Source organism: Priestia sp. ABM2_011, assembly GCF_056158845.1.
The window spans coordinates 2242929-2261486 of record NZ_JBSWUB010000001.1 but is presented as its reverse complement, the minus strand read 5'-3'; the positions used below and the strand labels follow the sequence as shown (position 1 = coordinate 2261486).

General features: G+C 37.4%; 23 protein-coding genes. 8 read left to right on the top strand and 15 right to left on the bottom strand.

The genetic code is table 11. From position 1 onward, the window contains the following. Positions 1 to 12 precede the first annotated feature (12 nt). On the bottom strand, positions 13 to 897 hold the full coding sequence (locus tag ACXAE4_RS12290) for a diacylglycerol/lipid kinase family protein (protein WP_028414373.1): 885 nt from the start codon (positions 895 to 897) through the stop codon (positions 13 to 15). Positions 898 to 1085: 188 nt separating this feature from the next. Between ACXAE4_RS12290 and ACXAE4_RS12285 the strand changes: the two genes are divergently transcribed. Further along, on the top strand, positions 1086 to 1550 hold the full coding sequence (locus tag ACXAE4_RS12285; RefSeq protein ID WP_223260182.1) for a DUF4306 domain-containing protein: 465 nt from the start codon (positions 1086 to 1088) through the stop codon (positions 1548 to 1550). 55 nt (positions 1551 to 1605) lie between these two features. Here the strand turns inward: ACXAE4_RS12285 and ACXAE4_RS12280 are convergent, their stop codons facing one another. Further along, positions 1606 to 2709, bottom strand: coding sequence for a citrate synthase/methylcitrate synthase (locus tag ACXAE4_RS12280; RefSeq protein ID WP_028414374.1), 1104 nt, complete (start codon positions 2707 to 2709; stop codon positions 1606 to 1608). A 408-nt stretch (positions 2710 to 3117) separates the two neighbouring features. Here ACXAE4_RS12280 and ACXAE4_RS12275 point away from each other — a divergent pair, with 408 nt between their 5' ends. Beyond that, entirely contained in the window at positions 3118 to 4032 is a 915-nt protein-coding gene (locus ACXAE4_RS12275) for a LysR family transcriptional regulator (protein WP_155017377.1), read from the top strand. A 231-nt stretch (positions 4033 to 4263) separates the two neighbouring features. On the opposite strand, the gene ACXAE4_RS12270 is transcribed toward ACXAE4_RS12275, so the two are convergent. The 3 genes from ACXAE4_RS12270 to ACXAE4_RS12260 form a co-directional block, all read right to left on the bottom strand. Continuing rightward, the gene (locus ACXAE4_RS12270; protein WP_014459398.1) at positions 4264 to 5088 is read right to left on the bottom strand and encodes an STAS domain-containing protein; all 825 of its coding nucleotides are present in this window, start codon (positions 5086 to 5088) and stop codon (positions 4264 to 4266) included. Then, on the bottom strand, positions 5075 to 5740 hold the full coding sequence (locus ACXAE4_RS12265) for a cobalamin B12-binding domain-containing protein (protein ID WP_028414375.1): 666 nt from the start codon (positions 5738 to 5740) through the stop codon (positions 5075 to 5077). The genes ACXAE4_RS12270 and ACXAE4_RS12265 overlap by 14 nt, the downstream gene beginning before the upstream one ends. A 352-nt stretch (positions 5741 to 6092) precedes the next feature. Then, positions 6093 to 6356: a hypothetical protein gene (locus ACXAE4_RS12260; protein ID WP_081732902.1), complete on the bottom strand. Its 264-nt coding sequence runs from the start codon at positions 6354 to 6356 to the stop codon at positions 6093 to 6095. Positions 6357 to 6509: 153 nt separating this feature from the next. Here ACXAE4_RS12260 and ytvA point away from each other — a divergent pair, with 153 nt between their 5' ends. After that, positions 6510 to 7292, top strand: coding sequence for a YtvA family blue-light photoreceptor (gene ytvA, locus ACXAE4_RS12255; protein WP_289577997.1), 783 nt, complete (start codon positions 6510 to 6512; stop codon positions 7290 to 7292). A 238-nt stretch (positions 7293 to 7530) separates the two neighbouring features. Further along, complete coding sequence (locus tag ACXAE4_RS12250; RefSeq protein ID WP_289577999.1) at positions 7531 to 8364, top strand: STAS domain-containing protein; 834 nt, start codon at positions 7531 to 7533, stop codon at positions 8362 to 8364. Between the two features lie 36 nt (positions 8365 to 8400). On the opposite strand, the gene ACXAE4_RS12245 is transcribed toward ACXAE4_RS12250, so the two are convergent. From ACXAE4_RS12245 to ACXAE4_RS12235, 3 genes are all read right to left on the bottom strand, one after another. Continuing rightward, a complete protein-coding gene (locus tag ACXAE4_RS12245; protein WP_289578000.1) occupies positions 8401 to 8877 on the bottom strand; it encodes a hypothetical protein in 477 nt (158 codons plus the stop codon). Positions 8878 to 9015: 138 nt separating this feature from the next. Then, a complete protein-coding gene (locus ACXAE4_RS12240; RefSeq protein WP_014459392.1) occupies positions 9016 to 9492 on the bottom strand; it encodes a hypothetical protein in 477 nt (158 codons plus the stop codon). A gap of 142 nt (positions 9493 to 9634) precedes the next feature. After that, the gene (locus tag ACXAE4_RS12235) at positions 9635 to 10399 is read right to left on the bottom strand and encodes a GNAT family N-acetyltransferase (RefSeq protein ID WP_289578001.1); all 765 of its coding nucleotides are present in this window, start codon (positions 10397 to 10399) and stop codon (positions 9635 to 9637) included. 197 nt (positions 10400 to 10596) lie between these two features. On the opposite strand from ACXAE4_RS12235, the gene ACXAE4_RS12230 reads away from it, so the two are divergent. Continuing rightward, positions 10597 to 10860 carry a GlsB/YeaQ/YmgE family stress response membrane protein gene (locus tag ACXAE4_RS12230; RefSeq protein WP_013083841.1) on the top strand — a complete coding sequence of 88 codons (264 nt, stop codon included), beginning with the start codon at positions 10597 to 10599 and terminating at the stop codon, positions 10858 to 10860. A gap of 156 nt (positions 10861 to 11016) precedes the next feature. Further along, entirely contained in the window at positions 11017 to 11202 is a 186-nt protein-coding gene (locus tag ACXAE4_RS12225) for an aspartyl-phosphate phosphatase Spo0E family protein (RefSeq protein WP_099331122.1), read from the top strand. A gap of 43 nt (positions 11203 to 11245) precedes the next feature. Here ACXAE4_RS12225 and ACXAE4_RS12220 read toward each other — a convergent pair whose 3' ends face one another. Beyond that, a complete protein-coding gene (locus ACXAE4_RS12220) occupies positions 11246 to 12061 on the bottom strand; it encodes an STAS domain-containing protein (protein WP_028414381.1) in 816 nt (271 codons plus the stop codon). Positions 12062 to 12411: 350 nt separating this feature from the next. Between ACXAE4_RS12220 and ACXAE4_RS12215 the strand changes: the two genes are divergently transcribed. Beyond that, a complete protein-coding gene (locus ACXAE4_RS12215; protein ID WP_013083843.1) occupies positions 12412 to 12681 on the top strand; it encodes a GlsB/YeaQ/YmgE family stress response membrane protein in 270 nt (89 codons plus the stop codon). A 275-nt stretch (positions 12682 to 12956) separates the two neighbouring features. Here the strand turns inward: ACXAE4_RS12215 and ACXAE4_RS12210 are convergent, their stop codons facing one another. From ACXAE4_RS12210 to ACXAE4_RS12195, 4 genes are all read right to left on the bottom strand, one after another. Next, a complete protein-coding gene (locus tag ACXAE4_RS12210) occupies positions 12957 to 13373 on the bottom strand; it encodes a YhfM domain-containing protein (RefSeq protein ID WP_028414382.1) in 417 nt (138 codons plus the stop codon). Between the two features lie 161 nt (positions 13374 to 13534). Beyond that, positions 13535 to 13699, bottom strand: a complete 165-nt coding sequence (locus tag ACXAE4_RS12205; protein WP_165573521.1) for a hypothetical protein — start codon at positions 13697 to 13699, stop codon at positions 13535 to 13537. Positions 13700 to 13711: 12 nt separating this feature from the next. Beyond that, positions 13712 to 14293, bottom strand: coding sequence for an ATP-dependent Clp endopeptidase proteolytic subunit ClpP (gene clpP / locus ACXAE4_RS12200; RefSeq protein ID WP_028414383.1), 582 nt, complete (start codon positions 14291 to 14293; stop codon positions 13712 to 13714). Between the two features lie 427 nt (positions 14294 to 14720). Next, complete coding sequence (locus ACXAE4_RS12195; protein ID WP_289578004.1) at positions 14721 to 15143, bottom strand: MerR family transcriptional regulator; 423 nt, start codon at positions 15141 to 15143, stop codon at positions 14721 to 14723. Positions 15144 to 15397: 254 nt separating this feature from the next. Here ACXAE4_RS12195 and ACXAE4_RS12190 point away from each other — a divergent pair, with 254 nt between their 5' ends. Beyond that, positions 15398 to 15841, top strand: coding sequence for an HIT family protein (locus ACXAE4_RS12190; protein WP_434738968.1), 444 nt, complete (start codon positions 15398 to 15400; stop codon positions 15839 to 15841). A 33-nt stretch (positions 15842 to 15874) separates the two neighbouring features. Here the strand turns inward: ACXAE4_RS12190 and aspA are convergent, their stop codons facing one another. Next, positions 15875 to 17305 carry an aspartate ammonia-lyase gene (aspA, locus tag ACXAE4_RS12185; protein WP_014459383.1) on the bottom strand — a complete coding sequence of 477 codons (1431 nt, stop codon included), beginning with the start codon at positions 17303 to 17305 and terminating at the stop codon, positions 15875 to 15877. A 20-nt stretch (positions 17306 to 17325) separates the two neighbouring features. Next, on the bottom strand, positions 17326 to 18309 hold the full coding sequence (locus tag ACXAE4_RS12180; protein ID WP_028414386.1) for an asparaginase: 984 nt from the start codon (positions 18307 to 18309) through the stop codon (positions 17326 to 17328). Between the last annotated feature and the right edge of the window lie 249 nt (positions 18310 to 18558).

Here is an 18558-nt window from a genome sequence, read left to right as displayed (position 1 = left end):
TCAGCGTTTTTTTTATTTGTTTCCTACTATCATATTTATGTGATTGTGGAGAACCGTAATCGTTGAAGGTGTTGTCGTTTCTTTTTCTCCATCACAATCTACCGTTTTTTCAGGAGTGGTTTCAATATGGACTTCTTTTGTCCGAAAATGCATAAGGTTGCTTTCAGGGTCAAGCTGTTCCTCATCAGGAGTTGTTTGTAACCATGCCATAACCGGCTCGATTCCCATTTCTTTAATAACGAATACATCTAATAATCCGTCTTGAAATGAGCTGTTTCCTAGCATAGCGCGAGTTCCTCCTAAAAAAGGACCGTTCCCAATTAACACCATAACTGCTTCTCCTTCATAGGAAGCTTTTTCGCTCGTCATTTTTAATTGAAAAGGCTCTGCTTGATTTAACGTTCTACCTACGCTCATGTAGTAAGAGAGCTTACCAAATTTCTCTTTATTTTCTTCTAAAATATTTTCAGATACATCAGCTACGAGACCGATTCCCCAAAAGTTTAAAAAATAATCTTCGCCATGTTTTCCAACATCCACTGCTTCCGTCTGCTTTTCAATAATTTGCTCCACTGCTTTTAAAGGATTTTGATTCATTCCGATTGCACGCGAAAAGTCGTTGCACGTTCCTCCGGGTAAAATAGCAAATACAGGGCGTTGCTTCAGCGGAGCAAGAGCGTTGATCAACTCATAAATCGTCCCGTCTCCTCCTGCTCCAATAATGACATCCGCTTCGCCTTCCAATTTTCTTACCAGCTCGGCACCATCTCCAGGCTGCTCTGTTTTATATAAAGTAACCGCCTCAAATGCTGTGTTTAACCGATCACATATAAAGTCAATTTCATTTACTAATTTTTTGTTTCCTGCGTTTGGATTCAAAATCACTGCTGCCTTCATCTTTCTCTCTCCTCTATTCATATCTTCCGTTTCACCTTTTTTCCCTTTCTTTTGAAAAAACAAACCTTTTGAAATATGAACGTTTTATGAAACCATTCCAATAGTGCTTTTTTTACTTTCAAAACCTGCTATAATAATTTTCGGACTTGTATTAACAAAAGATGGTTATTGAGAGGAGCTTTCTATACGTGTCAATAAAATGTATGACGCAGCTATTTGCAAGTTGTTTTGTTTTTTTACTTTCCTCAGTCGCTACTTGGTACAACGGCTCTTCGATGCTTGAAGGACCTTTATCAGCTAGTTTGACCGGAGGGCTAACAAAGTCCTCGGCGGTTCATCACTATTCTCACATCGATTATTTGTTATATACAATTAAATTCCACCCTCAGTTTCCAATTATGATGATGGTGAGCGGGATTTATTTGATTGTATTACTATCTATTATTGGGTTCAAAAAGCGGTATGGATTGATTAGCTCCTGCTGTTTATGTATCACAGCTCTCTTATGCTACAGCAGCTATAAACTTTCACATACCCCGACCGAAGGTGAACACGCCATGATTACCTCTAGCTTAGCTGCAGCAAGTTTATGCTTAGCAGTCGGATTATTCTATTTATTAAAGCGATTTTATTCTCAAAAAGAATATATTTAACCATATGAAAAAAACGTCGGATCTACCGACGTTTTTTAGGTGAAACCGAGTTTATTTATTGATTTTGTTCAACTGGCGTATAACCTATATACGCAGACTGCGGTCGGTAAATACGATTATTTTCTGACTGCTCTACGACATGAGCTGTCCAGCCAACTACACGGCTTGCTGTGAAGGTCGGAGTGAATAGTTCAGACGGAAGCTCAACCGCTTTCATAACCGCTGCAGCGAAATATTCTACATTGGTATAAATGCCTCTCCCCGGCTTGTATTCATTGAGTAATTCAATGGTTTTATCTTCAATTTTAACAATTAAATCAAATAGCCCGTTGTCTCCTGAAATTTGTTTCGATACTTCTTTTAATGCTTCTGCTCTCGGGTCATGTGTACGATAAACGCGATGACCAAATCCCATGATTTTCTCTTTATTATCTAATTTTTTACGAACCCAAGGCTCAATATTCTCTTCACTTCCAATTTCATCAAACATGGTAATAACACCAGAAGGAGCTCCTCCGTGAAGCGGACCTTTCATCGCGCCAATTGCTCCGCATATAGCTGAAACCATGTCAGATTCGGTAGATGAAATAACGCGTGATGAGAAGGTTGAGGCATTCATTCCATGCTCAATTGTCAAAACAAAATAGGCGTTTAGCGCCGTAACCAAACTTTGATCTGGAATTTCTCCGTTAATCATGTATAAATAGTTTGCTACATGATCCAAATGCTCGTTAGGCTCTACTACTTCTAAATCATTCATTTTACGATACCAATAGGCAATAATGGTAGGTGTTACCGCTGTAATCGCAAGCGCCTGCTCTTTTGTCGGAGGCCAGCTGTATGAAGGGTCTCCTAACGCCGAGATACATGTGCGAAGCGCGCTCATCACTTCTGTGTCTTTTGGCAAACAGTCCATTAACGCAACAATATTAGCTGGAAGCGTACGATGAGTCACCATCTCTTGTTTAAATGCTTTTAACTCATCATGATTTGGCAGCGTACCGTTCCAAATTAAATAAGAAACTTCTTCAAAAGAATAATTGATGGCCAAATCTTTTGCCCAATATCCGCGATAAATCAGCTGACCTTTCTCTCCATCAACATGCCCTACTTTTGTTTCAGCTGCAACGATTCCTTCTAGTCCTTTAACATATGTCATCTCAACCACTCCCCCAATTATTTTTAACAAACCGGCCCTTTTTTTTATGTACGGCTCGTTTGCAGAATGAATAGACTCACCTTAGTGGTGCACTATACCATTTTATTCCTCTTTCTTAATTGTCAGAACAGTATACAAAATGAACATTTCAACACGTGTTATTTCTGCGCTCGCGGCTTTGTTTTACGGGAGAAAAAAATATTTTTTAGGATTTTCTTCGAGGGTACTTTTTTGTTAACGCTTACAAATATGCGGGTTTCTAACGTATTTAGAGGAATTTGATGTGCTATTTTTAGATGAATCACTATTCACTTCCTTATGTAAGAGTTTACATTTATTTGAATCATAAGTAAAATAGATAAATAGAATAAATAGTATGAAAACTAAGAATACTAGTGAGGAGAATTTATGGATATTCGAGAACTGCAACATTTCATGGAAGTAGTTAATCAAAAAAGTTTCACGAAAGCAGCAGCTGCAATTCACTTGTCTCAGCCAGCATTAAGTAAAATTGTAAAAAAACTAGAAGAAGAACTCGGCGTAGACCTTTTTGATCGCTCTACTCGAAAGCTGACATTAACCGATGCAGGACAGATTGTGTACGGGCAAAGCCAAAAGCTGGTATCCACTCTTCACGAGCTGCATGCTCTGTTAGATGATTTACGAAATCTGCCTACAGGAGATATTAAAGTAGGAATTCCTCCTTTAGTAGGGACTGTCGTTTTCCCAATGATTGCAAAAAACTTTACATCAAAACATCCTCAGGTGAAATTAGAGCTTGTGGAGCTTGGCGCAAAGCGAATTGTCGAACTTGTAGAAAACGAACAAGTAGACCTTGGCATTATCGTATTGCCTATTCAAAACCCTCTTTTTCACGTCTATCCGTTTATTGAAGAAGAGTTTAATTTATACATTCATCATGAGCATCCGCTGGCAGACAAATCAATCGTTGCTTTGAGCGAGCTGAGAGAAGAGCCGTTTGTCCTGTTCAGCAAAGATTTCTCTCTTCATGATCGCATTATTCATGAGTGCATTCAAGCTGGTTTTCATCCAAAAATAGCGTACGAAAGTTCTCAATGGGATTTAATTATTGAATTAGTCGCTTCTGAATTAGGTATTGCCATTTTACCAAAGTCCGTGTTTCCGAAGATCAATAACCCTTTTATTAAAAGTATTCCAATTGCCGCACCTACTCCAATGTGGGAGCTCGGCATCGTTTTGAAAAAAGATCGCTATATGTCATATGCTACACGGGAACTTTTATCCTTCCTAGTAGACCAAGACATCATTTTGCCGTCTCATACGATGTCAGCAAACTCTTAACAAAAAAGCCTCTTCTTTCATTAGGAAGAGGCTTTTAGTCATCTTTGCTATTTTCTTCAATTTTTTTGTCATGTGATGTGGAAATAAATCAATTATTAAATGCAAGATGACGGACTCAATTCTTCAAAACTCACTAAACCCTTCAAGTATGTGATTTAATAAATGTTTAATTGTAACAAAAGAAGTGTATACAGAAAGAGGAGAAGAATAACTTTCTTCTCCTCCACCCTTTTAACTCACATTTTTATTCACAGCAATAATTTCACTTAGGTTATTCATATAAATAATTTGATCACCAAAGGTTCTATTTTTCAAAGCAGCCGTATGGTGCGGTTTCATGCCAATAATATAGCATGTGATCCCCATAAGATAGAAGGACTGCATAAAGCCTGCAAAAGCTTGAATTCCTTCGGTTGTTAATATATCTAGGCCCCCAAAGTCAAATAGAAGCGTGGTGTAATTTCCTTCATGTGCAAAGTTTTGCAAAATGGACGTATTTTCAGCTACAAGAGCTGTGTCTAAGTCTCCAAAAAGAGGTATAAGCCCTACTTTAGAGGATAATTTAATAAAAGAAGCGGACAATTGCTTAATTTTTTGTAATGATTTTTCGAGACGTTCTTTTTGTTCAAGCAGTTCAAAATCTGTATCTGCTAATCGTTTCCGATGGTCTTGAACAAGATTCGTTAGCTCTTGTATACGTTCATCTTGGCGAATACAAACTAAATGACCTATATCACTATCCCATTGAATTAAGCATTCAAACAGTGAATACGGCGAATCATTGGTTTGCATCACAAGCTCTACTTTCTGAATAGCCTGGCCTCGGCTTTGGACAAGCGTTTGCTCATCATGGGGTTCGTCTACAGACAATTCTCGAGAATCTTTTTGGCGCAAGCTTAAAAACTTTCTCGCCTTTTCTTGACTAAATACGTCTACAAGATCTAAAAAATTAGCTGAAGGCTTAAATAAATGACCTGATTGTTGCGACCATTCCAAAATATTAAATTCAGTATCCACTAGAAAGTAAGGAATTGGAACATATTCAAGCATCGACATTAACTTCCACTCCTTTGTGATAACTGATTAACCAGTTATTTAGTTGGTAAAGATCCGGAATTAGGCGTGTATGCTCAGAACAGTAAGAACGGAAATCAATTTGAGAAACTAAACGCCCTCCTACCATTACTGTTGGTCTTGATTCTAATTTGTCCAAAGTTTTGGTATATTCAGCAAGCCTCTCAATATGATAAGGAATGCTGACAGATAATCCTACCATGTGCGGCTTCCATTCTATAGCCATTTTCTCAGCGTATTCCAGAGGTAGATTGGCCCCTAAAAAGCGAGTATTCCAACCATGTTCCTCAAACAATAAAGCCACCATCTTTAAACCAATGAAGTGCTGTTCTTGTTCCAAGCATAGAAGCAGTGCCCTTGGAGCAGTGTCTGAAGCGTGTCCCTGAATTTTTTTATAAAAGCGATAGCGAGTTAGCACATAATCACACGTCGTAGTTGCAACATGCTCATCAGCTACAGAAATGATATTTTCTTCCCACATATCTCCAGTTACTCGCATTGCGGTTGTAATTAAATTTTCATAAATATCTAGGCTGTTCTTTCCCTGTTGGATTTCTTCCAGCACAACTTCCCAAGCGCTGTCTTGATCACCAGCTAATAAATAGCCTACAAATTTTTGTACTTGAGATTTCATTGTTTCACCTCAGTAAACGTAAAGCTTTTAAGAAACTTGAATAAAAGCTTCTCGTCTCTCTTTTTCAAGATCGCCTAAAATGTATACCACTTTTAGACTAACACATGTTGCCAATAGCAACAATATAAAAATAGAATAATAACTTTTTATTTTACTACACTCAGTAAAACATGACTAGTATTTCTTTAAATATTCTCCTTTCCCTTTTATTTGCGAAAAACACCTCGGCATTTTTTACCGAGGTGTTTTTCCAGTTGTCATCATTTCGGCTCAAAGAATGTAAGTTCGTCTCGTTCTCTTTTAAGCATTTCTACTTATCTTCCACTTTCAATAGACTTTCAAACATATGTATTTATGACTCTTCTGTTCCCACCATAATACTGATAAGATAGAGCGCTGTCATAACTGAGCCGATTGTATTGCATATCAAATGAATATATTGGCTGGTCGCCATAAACAAGTATAAACTTAGCAACAGCAGCACCGTTCCGAACAAAAAAGACCATTTAAAGAATGACAGTGGCCGCTTAAACTTTATACGCAAACAAAAAATGAGAATAAAGCCTACTAGCGCCATCACAAAGAAACTAACGTTAAATAAATTGATAGTTATCACATTTGTTCACACTCCCTTTGCCCCCCAAAACTATTATAACATATTTTTCCTTATCTTCATTCTTTCTCTAGAAGCAAACGCGTCGAAAATTGTTTTTTAAACGTGTTTATGTCACAATATTTTTATAAAAATTCCAAGGAATGAGGGAATGCATTGACTACACCTGAAGCTCAAGATTCAAAATGGTCCATTTTAAATAAAGCCCTTCATAGTTCGCAATCTGGTATTATCGTGACGGATCCTTCTTTACCTGATAATCCAATTATTTACCTCAACCAAGGGTTTTCCCTTATGACCGGCTATAAGGAAGAAGAAGTATTAGGGGAAAATTGCCGTTTTCTACAAGGGCCTCTTACAAGCCCGCACCACGTTGATGAAATTCGCAGCGCTATCAGCCGCAATCAGTCAATTTCTGTTACGCTTGTGAATTATCGAAAAGACGGCTCTTTCTTTCATAATCAGCTAACGATTGACCCGACATATGTAGAGGAAGAAGATAAATACTACTTTATTGGTGTTCAAAAAGACGTAACAATAGAGATTACAGCCCAGGAACAGCTTCAGCAAGCTTTAGAAGAAGTGGAAAGGCTATCCACTCCTATCGTGCCAATAGAAGAAGGAATCTCTGTTCTTCCATTAATCGGAACTTTAAACGAGCGGCGTATAGAAATGCTATTTAATAGCTTCACCTCGCGTAACACAAGCAGCAAAGATCGTTACTTAATCGTAGACGTCTCAGGGTTAGCTGGATTTAACGATTCATTCGGCCGTGATATTCTTAATATTTACAATTGGCTGAAGCTAATGGGAACTCAGCTCGTTTTAACCGGAATTTCCCCTAACATGGCCATACATATGAGCACTATAGAAGATGATATGTCCTTTATTTTAGTCTATCAAAGCATTAAAGATGCCTTACCGAAGCTAAAGCTATAAGCGCAAGAAGTGATGCCTTATGAAAAAGAGTTAAAATGCATGAAGATGTTAGTTAAAAAATGTTTATTTTTTAATAAATTGGGTTTGAGAGTTTACAGTTGGGGAAAACAAGGCGTATAGGAAAATAAATGCGCTTCATAATGGATTTATTTATAAGCATCCGCACTCTATGTCAGTGGATGCTTTTATGCCTTTATTTATAAAACAATTAGACTATACATATGTAAGGAGAGTCTTCATGCATAGAAATCAGGACCTATATCATTTTTTTAAAGAACATTCTCTTCAATTAACTGAAGACTGGTACAATCAGCTCGACGATGAAAACGAGTTCTCCGTGTATTCGAGTAAAAATCCAGTAATTGTGAAAGAACTGAGGCAGCAAAATCAAGATTATTTTCAGCATTTATTTGACGTATTTATAAAAGATGAGGAATACTTTTTTTCCGATTTCCAGCAGTGGTCGGTCGAACTTGCACGTGATCCAAAGCATTTAAGTACGCCTCTTCACTTTATCGTTCGAGAATATTTTAATTCACAAAAAATTGTCGTTAATTACTTAAAGAAGTTTATCTCTTTGCACCCAGAAGAGGTAAGCGTGGATAAGATATTTATGTGGTATGACATTATTGTTAAAGCCTTTGATCTATCTATTTATATCTTTATTCAAGAATATCATAAGAATACGCAAGAACAGCTGAACGCTCAGAAAGAGTTAATTAATGAATTAAGTTCTCCTGTTATCATGCTTCAAAACAAAGTTGCCCTTCTGCCTCTTGTGGGGGATATTGGAACGGTCAAAAGTCAGTTTATTTTAGAAAACACGCTTCAGCAATGCTCGGAAAAAGGCGTTGAACATTTATGTATTGACCTGCTCGGTGTAGCTACGATTGACACGATGATGGCACAAGAGATTTTTAATTTGGTAAAAGCTCTTCGTTTGATCGGGGTGCAAACAATTTTATCTGGAATTCGACCGGAAATTTCTCAAACTGCAATTCGCTTAGGGCTTTCATTTGAACAGGTCAAGACTACTTCTTCTCTTGCACAGGCGCTTAATTCTATTAGTTAAACATATGGCTCTCTATTACAGCATAGAGAGCCATATCTATGGCGTTTCAAATTTTACTGGAGTATAGTAGACGCGCCCGATTAACTTTTCACCGTTGTTATCTTTCCAGTCCGCCACGAGTATATACCGATCACTGCGAGAGGCAGAATCTACTGTAATAGCAGCTGTTTTTTTTATGTCCTTTTTTTCTATTATGTTTTCATAGATAGACTGATTGCGAATTTGTTTGTAATAAAGCGCATTAGGTTTTTTACCATCTATTTCAATGGACACTTGACCATCTTGAGAGACGGGAATACTATCTTTCATAACAATTTGTCTAAAATTTTTTCGTTCGCCAAAATCAGCTTCACATTCGGTCCAGCAAAAAAATAAAGGCTTGATGATGGCTTCTTTGCCTTCGGCTATTATTTTTATAGCGGGTGGATAAGGATCTTCAAGCGTTTCAGCTGTAGGAACCTGACATGCGGCTAATGAAAATAAACTAAATAGGATAATCACCACTTTTTTCATACTATGTCCTCCCTTTTTTGTGAACGTGGTGCACGTAAGTGAGTGGGTGCATAGTATAATCTTTCGCCTGCAAGCAAAAGATTCCTTTTATAATCAACAAAAAAACAGCTGCCTATTTGTTTAGACAGCTGTTTTTTTCTATTTACTTAGCATGCTTATTTCTTTTTTCATATCTTTTTCTACATATTCCATTAAATCAGATACGTAGGTTTGAAGCGGTTTTGTTGCGTCTTTATGATCATTCATCGTTAATTCATAAATGCTATCAATATTATCAATCATCAGTTCCATATCATCGATGACGCCCGTATGCTTATACATCGTTTTCATCGTAGGATCAAGGGAAGCTAATTCATTATATTCATAGTTTATCGTATTTGAAATATCATCGAGTTCATTGATAAATTGCTTTTTAGTTTTTTTTTCGGCCATAAGCTGATTATACTCTTTAAAAGCAGTTTGAAGGTTTTTCTGAGAGGCAGTCAATACTTTCAGCTGTTCTCGTCCTAAATAATAATCATAAATACTAGTAACAGTAAAATATCCCCCAAATGTGAGCGCGATTCCGACAACTAAACCTATCCAAAACGTGCTCGTTTTAAAAAAATGTTTCATAATGACTCCTTTTATCTGTGTTCTATGTACAACACTAGCTCATGCTGCTGCTTTTTCCTAGGATACACCAAAAACGAAGTGGAAGCTACACTTTTTTAAAATTTTGTCGAATTTTGTCTCTTGTTTCACAAGCTTCAGCACATTATTTTCCATCTCTATTTCTCCATCTGTATACATCAAATTCGTTAACCGCTGTAAAACCAAGTTTTTCATAGGCTGGCTTTCCTGCACTTGTAGCATGCAAAATACACGTATCTGCCTGTTTTTTTGCTTCAGTAAGAACTTCCTTCAAATAGGCGGTAGCCAGGCCTTTTCTCCTCATATGTCTAGCTGTAGTGATACAGTACAAACCCGCTGTACCGTCATAAAAAAAGAGAGACCCAGCTACAGCTGGCCGGTTATGATAAAGACCCAAATATAAGTGATATTGGTCAGTGTGCTGCATAAGCTCCCTAAACCTTTCAAGAAAGTCAGCTTGATATTCTTTTGGTTTTTGATAGCCATCTATGTATACCGTAATCCATTCTTTCAATTCAGCTTCTGTGTGCACTCGCTTACATTGAAACTCTTCTACTCTTGTGTGTACGTATTCTTTTTCTTGAATGTGCTGAATCATTCCGATCCATTTTTCATAAGGAACAAATCCATTTTTATGAAGAACTGGCCCAAGGTTATCATATGAAGATGGACCAACAATCCATAGAGGTTCTTCCCCTTCCGAAGAACATATCTCTAACGCAGGCTCAATATGACGGGTTCCTGCATATATACCGCGATTATAAGGAGATGCAGAAATCCATTTCATTTCTGGTGTATCCACCTTCACAGATTTCTTCGTATGCTGAAAATACATCCAGTGCTGAATCAAGTGTTGTTCTACTATATCGCTTTGATTTTTTATTTTCACTTCATGTCTCCTTTCTCTTCTAAATTATGTTCCTTTTTCTATTATATACTAGTTAGTCTATTTTCTATGACTCTATCCCAGTTCTTAAGTCCTTTTCCAAGTTTTTTTAATTTTTTTGTTATTCTATGAATAGTTTTCTTTTAAGTGGGGTACTAACCTATATAAGCAATACATCATTAAAAAGGAGGATGATATTTATGTCATTTTTATGGGCACTTATTGTAGGTGGTATTATTGGGTGGCTTGCCGGATTAATTACGGGAAGAGACGTTCCAGGAGGTATTATTGGTAACATTATTGCTGGTTTTATAGGTTCTTGGTTAGGTTCAGCTATCTTTGGAAGCTTCGGACCAGTTGTAGGTGGATTTGCTATTATTCCTGCCATTATCGGATCAATCATTTTAGTATTAATCGTAAGTTTCATTATGAGAAAAATGCGTGGTAGTCATAAACATGCATAATAAATTATTATATTAGAAAAAGAACCTCTGCTGAAAAAGAGGTTCTTTTTTCATATGAAAAATTCTTGAAATTTACTATTTTTAATTTCATAATATTGAAAAATAAACCTATTAATGTTAATTTAACCATAATCACTATAAAAAAGAGGAATTAACATGCTGCTTTCAACCCATCAAAAAGACAAATCTATGCACCAAATACTAATAGAAGAGATCGAACAGACACGAACGTTGATGATTCAAACGGCTGTCCGTGAAGGAATGACAAGTCCTAACACACTTCAAGTTAGTCAATCATTAGATGCTTTATTAAATAAACTTCAAATTTTCTTCTATCAATAGAAGCCCATGATATGGTTACATACTCATGGGCTTTTGTTTTATATTAGTCCGCTTGATTAACATATTCCACTGCTTGGTGAAGGCTACTGAAAGTTGTAATATCAGCCAAATCTAACCCTAAGTTCACCATCGTCTGAGCAATTTCAGCACGGATACCGCTTAAAACTACTTGAATTCCTAATAATTTTAAAGCACCGATTACTTTGAAAATTTGGTCCGCTACCATCGTATCAATAATTGGAACTGCGTATAAATCAATAATCAGCCAATTTAGCTTGTACTCGCTGCCGTGCTGAAGGGCATTTTCCATTAAAATTTGAGCACGATTTGTATCTAAATCGCCAACAAGAGGAATCACGCCAATTTCTTTCGTAATGCGTACCACAGGAATTGAAAGTTCATCAATTGCATAGCGAGCCGATTGAATTTTGTTTGCAAAGTCGGTCATATACGATTTACTAACCCAGTGCACAGCCTTGTCCACTACTAAGTTGAAACGAGAAATAACTTGATAGAAGGCATCAAACGTAAACGTTTCAGCTTTTGCTTCTTCTTTAATAATTTCCCCGATAATATTTCGGTAATAACTGATTTCTTCTAATGCTACATCTAACGGAAGCTGAAGAGTAACGAGTAAATTCGCTACTTCTCTTCCCCATTCCTCAAGCACTTCAAAGTTTTTCGTATCATTTGTTGATACAGAATCAGCGTATATTTTAATTAAATGAACGCGCCACGGTTCTAACTGTTGTTGAATATCTTTGTCTTCATCTTGTTTTTGTTTTGAGAACTCTTCTTTTTTTTCTAGAATTAAATTCGTAATGTGTTTAAGCTTTTTATCTAATAATAATGACTCCATATTGTTCTCCCGTTAAGAATTTGTTTACTTAAAATGATATCACAAATACTGTTGAAAAAAGTAAAACTAAGGGAAAAAGCTTTTAAAAATAAACCGGATGTCCTTTTTTGCGAATAGAATGAGCTAAATTTAGTCTAAAACGTACATAAGCTGAACTTCTCTCTTTCGTTTTATCGTTACTTTCACAGTGAATTCTCATACATAACATTTCAATTTGAAGTTAGACTATTTTAGCATATATGATAAATAGATGAAAAAATGCAAAAGGGTTTGCAGCAAGCATGTCGCATGACAAAATGTGTTTTAGGAAAGACTGAAAAGGAATTCCCTATAAAAAGGAGGTTAGGTATATGTCATTTATTTGGACGCTTATTGTTGGAGGACTTATCGGCTGGCTTGCTGGTGTGTTAACAGGACGAGATGTTCCAGGTGGAATTATCGGAAACATCATCGCTGGGTTCATTGGAGCATGGTTAGGCTCTCTAATTTTTGGAGATTTCGGTCCAGAGATCGGCGGATTCGCAATTGTTCCTGCAATTATTGGTGCTGTTATTTTAGTTTTAATTGTGAGTTTTGTTTTACGCAAAATGCGCGGAAATAATAATCATCGACACGCCTAAATAAAAAAGAGAAATCAGCGTCTTGATTTCTCTTTTTCCCTTACTTCTTATAGCAAAATGTTTTAATAATGGACCTACCTGTAAGTGTAATTCTTTATGGCTACATTTAATAATTGCTGCTTGTCACCTCTGACATTTAATATTTCTACATCCTCATATCAAGCGCGTTAGTAATGAGTAGCTCTGTCCCTTCGAGATCCTCAAGCATATCGGTGAAGATAGCTTCAATATGAACAAATTTCAGCTTTCATTGGACATTGTTTTATAGCTGCTTTCTATTTCGGTTCTACTAGTTCAATAAATGACCTTGCTTGTTTGCCCTTTAACTGTGCGTAGTGTGTATCTGTAGCTAATTCAACGGTTTCGTTGTCTAAGTTGACCCACATCCGATAAGATTGTACCTTTATATCCTTTTTGGTTTCTACCGGTTCAAAGTGAAGAATGTAGTTAGGTTTTCGAATCATTTCAGCTTTTTCTTCTCTCCAGGATACATCTTTTAACCACTGCTGCACTTTCTGCACTTGATTTTGGTCTTTCATTTTAACCGCATGGCCATATTGATTATCGGCTATGTATTTTTCGATTACGAGCTTTTGTTCAACAGTACCGCTTGAAGCACTGCTTTGCTGACATCCTGTTATCACCCAACAAATAGCAATGAGAACTACTAATCCAGACCATACTTTTTTCATTTACATCTACCTTTCTTTTTGTAATTGAAATGAGATGTTCTTGCTGAATGATGCTACCAGCTGCTCGTTTTTAAATCTCTTTTTGCATTCTCTTTTCTTCCTATAAATCCCTGCTTCATTTGCTCAAAAAAACTGAATCCCCGAAAGGATCCAGTTTTTCGTTACGATTCGACATCTTCTATGACATGAACAGCGCGAATAGCGGCGTTTACTTTTGTATGTTGAACGTATTCTTTTGCTTCGTGTATCGTCATTGCTTCTACTTCTTGGTAATAAATCACGTTTCCCCATTCATATTCTACTGAGTAACGATTTGACTTTTCCACATGGTATCCTCCTTATTGATGAACTAAAATTTGATCAATCAAGCCATATTCTTTTGCTTCATCCGCTGTAAAGAATGTATCTCGATCAGTGTCTTTATTAATCGTTGACAGCGATTGTCCTGTTCGTTCAGACAGAAGTTCATTTAGGTGGTCTTTTAAGCGCAAAATACGCTTCGCTCGAATTTCAATTTCAGCTGCTTGTCCTTTTGCTCCTCCTAGCGGCTGATGAATCATCACTTCGCTGTTAGGAAGAGCAAAACGTTTCCCTTTTTGACCGCCCGCTAGTAAAACTGAACCCATAGATGCTGCTAGCCCTATACACAATGTACTTACATCTGCACGTATAAGCTGCATCGTATCAAAAATAGCCATGCCCGCTGTAATGGACCCTCCCGGTGAATTAATATAAATGCTAATATCTTTTTCTGGGTTTTCTGCATCTAAAAATAAAAGCTGAGCGATAATGCTAGTAGCCACCTCATCCGTAACTTCACCTGTGAGCATAATCACTCGGTCGAGCAACAGCCTTGAATAAATGTCATAGGCACGCTCTCCTTTACTTGTTTGTTCTACTACATAGGGAGTTAAGTTCATGTGACCGCCTCTTTCCACTGAATTAATACGAGCAAATTTTTTTACTTTTGCACTGACTTCTTGATTTAAAAATGAATCCCCTATCAAATCTTCATCGGTAAATTTAATCATTAGAGAATGTCTTTCTTGCTGTATATGCAAGTGTTCATCGCGGTAAGTCACCGCAACTGCAATCTCTGCCTGTGGATATAAAACGGTCTCTTCCGTGTAGAGCTCTATTAATAAAGGTTCATCGTCAATATGTTTTACTTCGATTTGTCCTTGTGGGTTTTCACAGTACCCATTTAAGTTTCTTGTTTTGAACAAACCTTCGGGCAGCTGAATATCAATCGTGATGTTTTTAACTTTTATTTGCGATCGTTCAAATGTAATACATAGGTGGTTCATTCCTTCTTCTTTTTCCATTACTGATTTTGCCACCGCTAATTTAATCATGCGATGAATGCTCCTTTAAAATGTGAGTAACAGACTCAATTACTTTTTGCCGTACGTCTGCTGATAACTTCCGATTCATAGCGACAAACACATCTTCATTGACTTGATGCATTTCTTGATTTTGAATTTGTTTGCTTTGGTAAAGAGGGAGCTGCGCACCTATACTTTTCACTTCTTCCACACTCATTGAACGCAGCGTTTCTTGAATGGAAGCTAGTGACTCCCCTGCTTTTGATAATGTTAAAGCGGCTCGAAAGTAATGAACATGCTGATCTGTATAGACGCGCTTATTTCCCACTAGCTCCAGCGGAGGAACAATTTCTATTTGCGTGTAATACCGCACCGTACGCAGGTTCAAGTCCGCACCTTCATTGTTTAATAATTCCGTAATTTGCTTGCCTGTATATGTTTTCAAACAATCCCCCCTTTTCAGTTACAGTTAACTGTTACACTGTCATTATACTGTAAAGATATTTATTTTACAATTAAAACCATGGTAAATTTTAGATAAAGCAGCAAAGCCTATAAATAAAAAGAACGAACCAAAGAGCCCAGGTCATATACCAGTGCTCTCTTTACTAAGCGAAAAAACAACTGTGTATATTTCAATCTATTCCTCCTGACACCTCTCATGCTACACTTTAGTTATCTTAAAAAAGGAGAGAACATATGATGGGGAATCCAAGTATAGATTGCTTAGGGTGTCGATTAGCAAATAACCAAGAAAAATCGCATATGATATTTGAAGATTCGTTTGTGACGTGCCTGCTAGACCACAAGCCGTTTAACGAAGGACACCTCTTAATTCTTCCTAAAGCACATATAGTGGAAATCGACGAATTCGATACTGAACACATATTGGCCGTGATGAATGCAGCGAAGCTAATGACAAAAGCAGTTAAGACGATTTTTATTCCAGACGGAGTTACTCTCTCTCAAAACGGGGGTATGTTTAACGAGTTAACTCATTTTCACATGCACATCGTTCCGAGATATAAAGAGGAGTGTTTCGGAGATTTTTATACGCAAATTCCCGAATATGCTGAAAATGATGACGTCTTGGCTGCAACAGCTCAGAAAATGCGCCGCGTCATTCAGCAAATGTCTTTATAAAAAAAAACGGCCTCCTTATGGAAGCCGTTCTCTTTATTGACGATCAAATAATGAACTTCCTGCAATACCAGGGTTCGTCATTTCAAATGGATTTAAAATGAGATCTAATTCCTCTTCTGTTAACACATCGTATTGAAGGCAAAGCTCACGAATTGGTTTTCCTGTTAAAATCGCTTCACGCGCAATACGCGATACGACTTCATAGCCTAAGTGAGGGTTAACAGCTGTAATAATCCCTACGCTTTTTTCTACATATTCTTTCATCCGCGTTTCGTTTGCTTCAATTCCTGCTAGACAGTGATCTGTAAAGCTTCTGAAACCGTTGTTCATGATGCTGATTGATTGAAGTAAATTAAATACAAGCACAGGTTCCATGACGTTAAGCTCCATCTGACCTGCTTCTGAAGCAAGAGAGATCGTTTGGTCATTTCCCATTACTTGAAACGCAATTTGATTTATTAATTCAGCCATAACCGGATTTACTTTTCCTGGCATGATTGAAGAACCAGGCTGACGAGCAGGAAGGCTAATTTCACCTAGGCCTGCACGGGGGCCAGATGCCATTAAACGCAGGTCATTGGCAATTTTAGACATATTCGTCATACAGATTTTAAGCGCCGCAGATACTTCTGTATAAGCATCTGTATTTTGAGTAGCGTCCACTAAATGCTCTGCATGTACAAGCGGCAGACCGCTGATATCGGCTAAGTGTTTGACTACATTTTCAATATAGCGAGGATCTGCATTTAAGCCTGTTCCAACAGCTGTCGCTCCCATATTTACTTCATGCAAGTGGTCACGCGTCGCGCTAATACGCTTAATGTCGCGAGCTAACACGCGGCTGTATGCTTCAAACTCTTGACCAAGACGAACGGGTACAGCATCTTGAAGATGCGTACGGCCCATTTTAATTACATGATCAAATTCTTGCGCTTTTCGTTTAAATACATCATGCATATCATTCATTGTAACAAGAAGTTTATTTAATAAGTTCAGCGTTGAAATATGGATAGCCGTTGGAAATACATCATTTGTTGATTGAGACATATTCACATGGCTGTTAGGACTTAATTTACCGTATTCGCCTTTATTGTCTCCCATAATTTCAAGGGCACGGTTTGCAATCACTTCATTAGCATTCATATTCATTGACGTTCCTGCTCCGCCTTGAATAGGATCCACAATAAAGTATTCATGCCACTGACCTGCTAAGATTTCATCAGCTGCTTGCACAATCGCATTTCCAATACCTTCATATAAGCGCTTTGTATCCATATTTGCAAGCGCTGCCGCTTTTTTTACGATAGCAAGCGCTTTAATCATTTCTTCATGTACTTTATAACCCGTAATCGGGAAATTTTCTACGGCACGTGCGGTTTGTACACCGTAGTATACGTCTGCTGGAATTTGTTTTTCTCCTAGAAAATCAGCTTCTGTACGATATCCTGCTGTTTCTTGTTTCATAGCTGTACCTGCTTTCTTTTTTAATTAATATCTTCTGCAATCGACGTTTCCATCATCTTTTTCACTTGGTGAGGGTCTTTGGTTTGTCCGAGCACCCACATTAATTTAGGAACAATGGCTTCTGTGTTCATGTTTTTTGAGCGAACGACGCTGTCATGATTAATCATTCGGCCTACTTCATAAATGCCCATGTCTTCTCCTTCTTCAAGGCACTGAGTAGTAATGACAACGGATACACCGTGATTTGTCAATTCAACAAGCTTGGCTAAAATATTGCGAACTTGAAATGGAATTCCTCCACTTCCATAGCTTTCAACAACAACGCCTTGATATACATCTTTTAATCCATCGAAAAATTCAGGCTTAATTCCGGGAAACAGTTTGACAACTGCCACATCCGTACAAAGAGATGTATTAACCGTCAACTCTTCTTTACTAGAGCCAACCGATTTTGTATATTCCACCGTATTATCATGGATAGACGCCACGTATGGATAGTTAATGCTTTCAAATGCATCATAACTTTTTGTACGAAGCTTAATTGCTCTTGTGCCTTGAATCACACGACCGTCAAAGACTACATAGACTCCGCCTGTTTCCTCACATGCAAAGCGAATCGCATCTGCAATATTGCGCTTCGCGTCCGTTTTACTAAATGAAATAGGAATTTGAGATCCTGTAATTGCAATTGGTTTTTTAGAATGCTGAAGCATGTAAGAAAGAGCTGCCGATGTGTAGGCCATTGTATCTGTTCCATGGGTAATAACAAAACCATCGTATTCATTATAATGCTCTTCAATCGCTTTTGCCATCTCTATCCAACATTCAGGCTGCATATTTGTACTATCAAGATTCATAAGAGATTTGCTGTCAATTTGACAATGTTCATTTAAATCAGGTATGTAGCTTAGTAATTGATCTGGCTCCATTCCAGGAACAAGTCCATTTTCACCTTCAAGTGAAGCGACCGTTCCGCCAGTTGATAACAATAATAGTTTTTTCAAAACCGACATCCCCTTTGCTTAATTTCTGTAAAAAAACCTGACAATCTATCAAATAAATTATATTCATTTCGCGTACTTCACCTGTAATTATAGTAACCCAAATTCAATAAATCAAGAGAAAAATTATTCGTTTCGCGTACACTTTTCTCTACGGCAATGATATAATGAATAAAAATGTAAATTAGCTCACGGTTTGATTCCAAAGATCTGCGCGCGAGCTGAATGCCTCGGTTTTTTACATACTACACC

What these genes read in the sequence shown, in the direction of transcription:
- ACXAE4_RS12190 (WP_434738968.1), top strand. Translation starts at nt 15,398, where the DNA reads ATGATGGGGAATCCAAGTATAGATTGCTTAGGGTGTCGATTAGCAAAT.
- ACXAE4_RS12270 (WP_014459398.1), bottom strand. Translation starts at nt 5,088, where the DNA reads ATGTCGATGCTTGAATATGTTCCAATTCCTTACTTTCTAGTGGATACT.
- ACXAE4_RS12210 (WP_028414382.1), bottom strand. Translation starts at nt 13,373, where the DNA reads ATGAAAAAAGTATGGTCTGGATTAGTAGTTCTCATTGCTATTTGTTGG.
- ACXAE4_RS12290 (WP_028414373.1), bottom strand. Translation starts at nt 897, where the DNA reads ATGAAGGCAGCAGTGATTTTGAATCCAAACGCAGGAAACAAAAAATTA.
- ACXAE4_RS12280 (WP_028414374.1), bottom strand. Translation starts at nt 2,709, where the DNA reads ATGACATATGTTAAAGGACTAGAAGGAATCGTTGCAGCTGAAACAAAA.
- ACXAE4_RS12215 (WP_013083843.1), top strand. Translation starts at nt 12,412, where the DNA reads ATGTCATTTATTTGGACGCTTATTGTTGGAGGACTTATCGGCTGGCTT.
- ACXAE4_RS12245 (WP_289578000.1), bottom strand. Translation starts at nt 8,877, where the DNA reads ATGAAAAAAGTGGTGATTATCCTATTTAGTTTATTTTCATTAGCCGCA.
- ACXAE4_RS12230 (WP_013083841.1), top strand. Translation starts at nt 10,597, where the DNA reads ATGTCATTTTTATGGGCACTTATTGTAGGTGGTATTATTGGGTGGCTT.
- clpP (WP_028414383.1), bottom strand. Translation starts at nt 14,293, where the DNA reads ATGAACTTAACTCCCTATGTAGTAGAACAAACAAGTAAAGGAGAGCGT.
- ACXAE4_RS12220 (WP_028414381.1), bottom strand. Translation starts at nt 12,061, where the DNA reads ATGGAGTCATTATTATTAGATAAAAAGCTTAAACACATTACGAATTTA.
- ACXAE4_RS12225 (WP_099331122.1), top strand. Translation starts at nt 11,017, where the DNA reads ATGCTGCTTTCAACCCATCAAAAAGACAAATCTATGCACCAAATACTA.
- ACXAE4_RS12265 (WP_028414375.1), bottom strand. Translation starts at nt 5,740, where the DNA reads ATGAAATCTCAAGTACAAAAATTTGTAGGCTATTTATTAGCTGGTGAT.
- ACXAE4_RS12275 (WP_155017377.1), top strand. Translation starts at nt 3,118, where the DNA reads ATGGATATTCGAGAACTGCAACATTTCATGGAAGTAGTTAATCAAAAA.
- ACXAE4_RS12250 (WP_289577999.1), top strand. Translation starts at nt 7,531, where the DNA reads ATGCATAGAAATCAGGACCTATATCATTTTTTTAAAGAACATTCTCTT.
- ACXAE4_RS12240 (WP_014459392.1), bottom strand. Translation starts at nt 9,492, where the DNA reads ATGAAACATTTTTTTAAAACGAGCACGTTTTGGATAGGTTTAGTTGTC.
- aspA (WP_014459383.1), bottom strand. Translation starts at nt 17,305, where the DNA reads ATGAAACAAGAAACAGCAGGATATCGTACAGAAGCTGATTTTCTAGGA.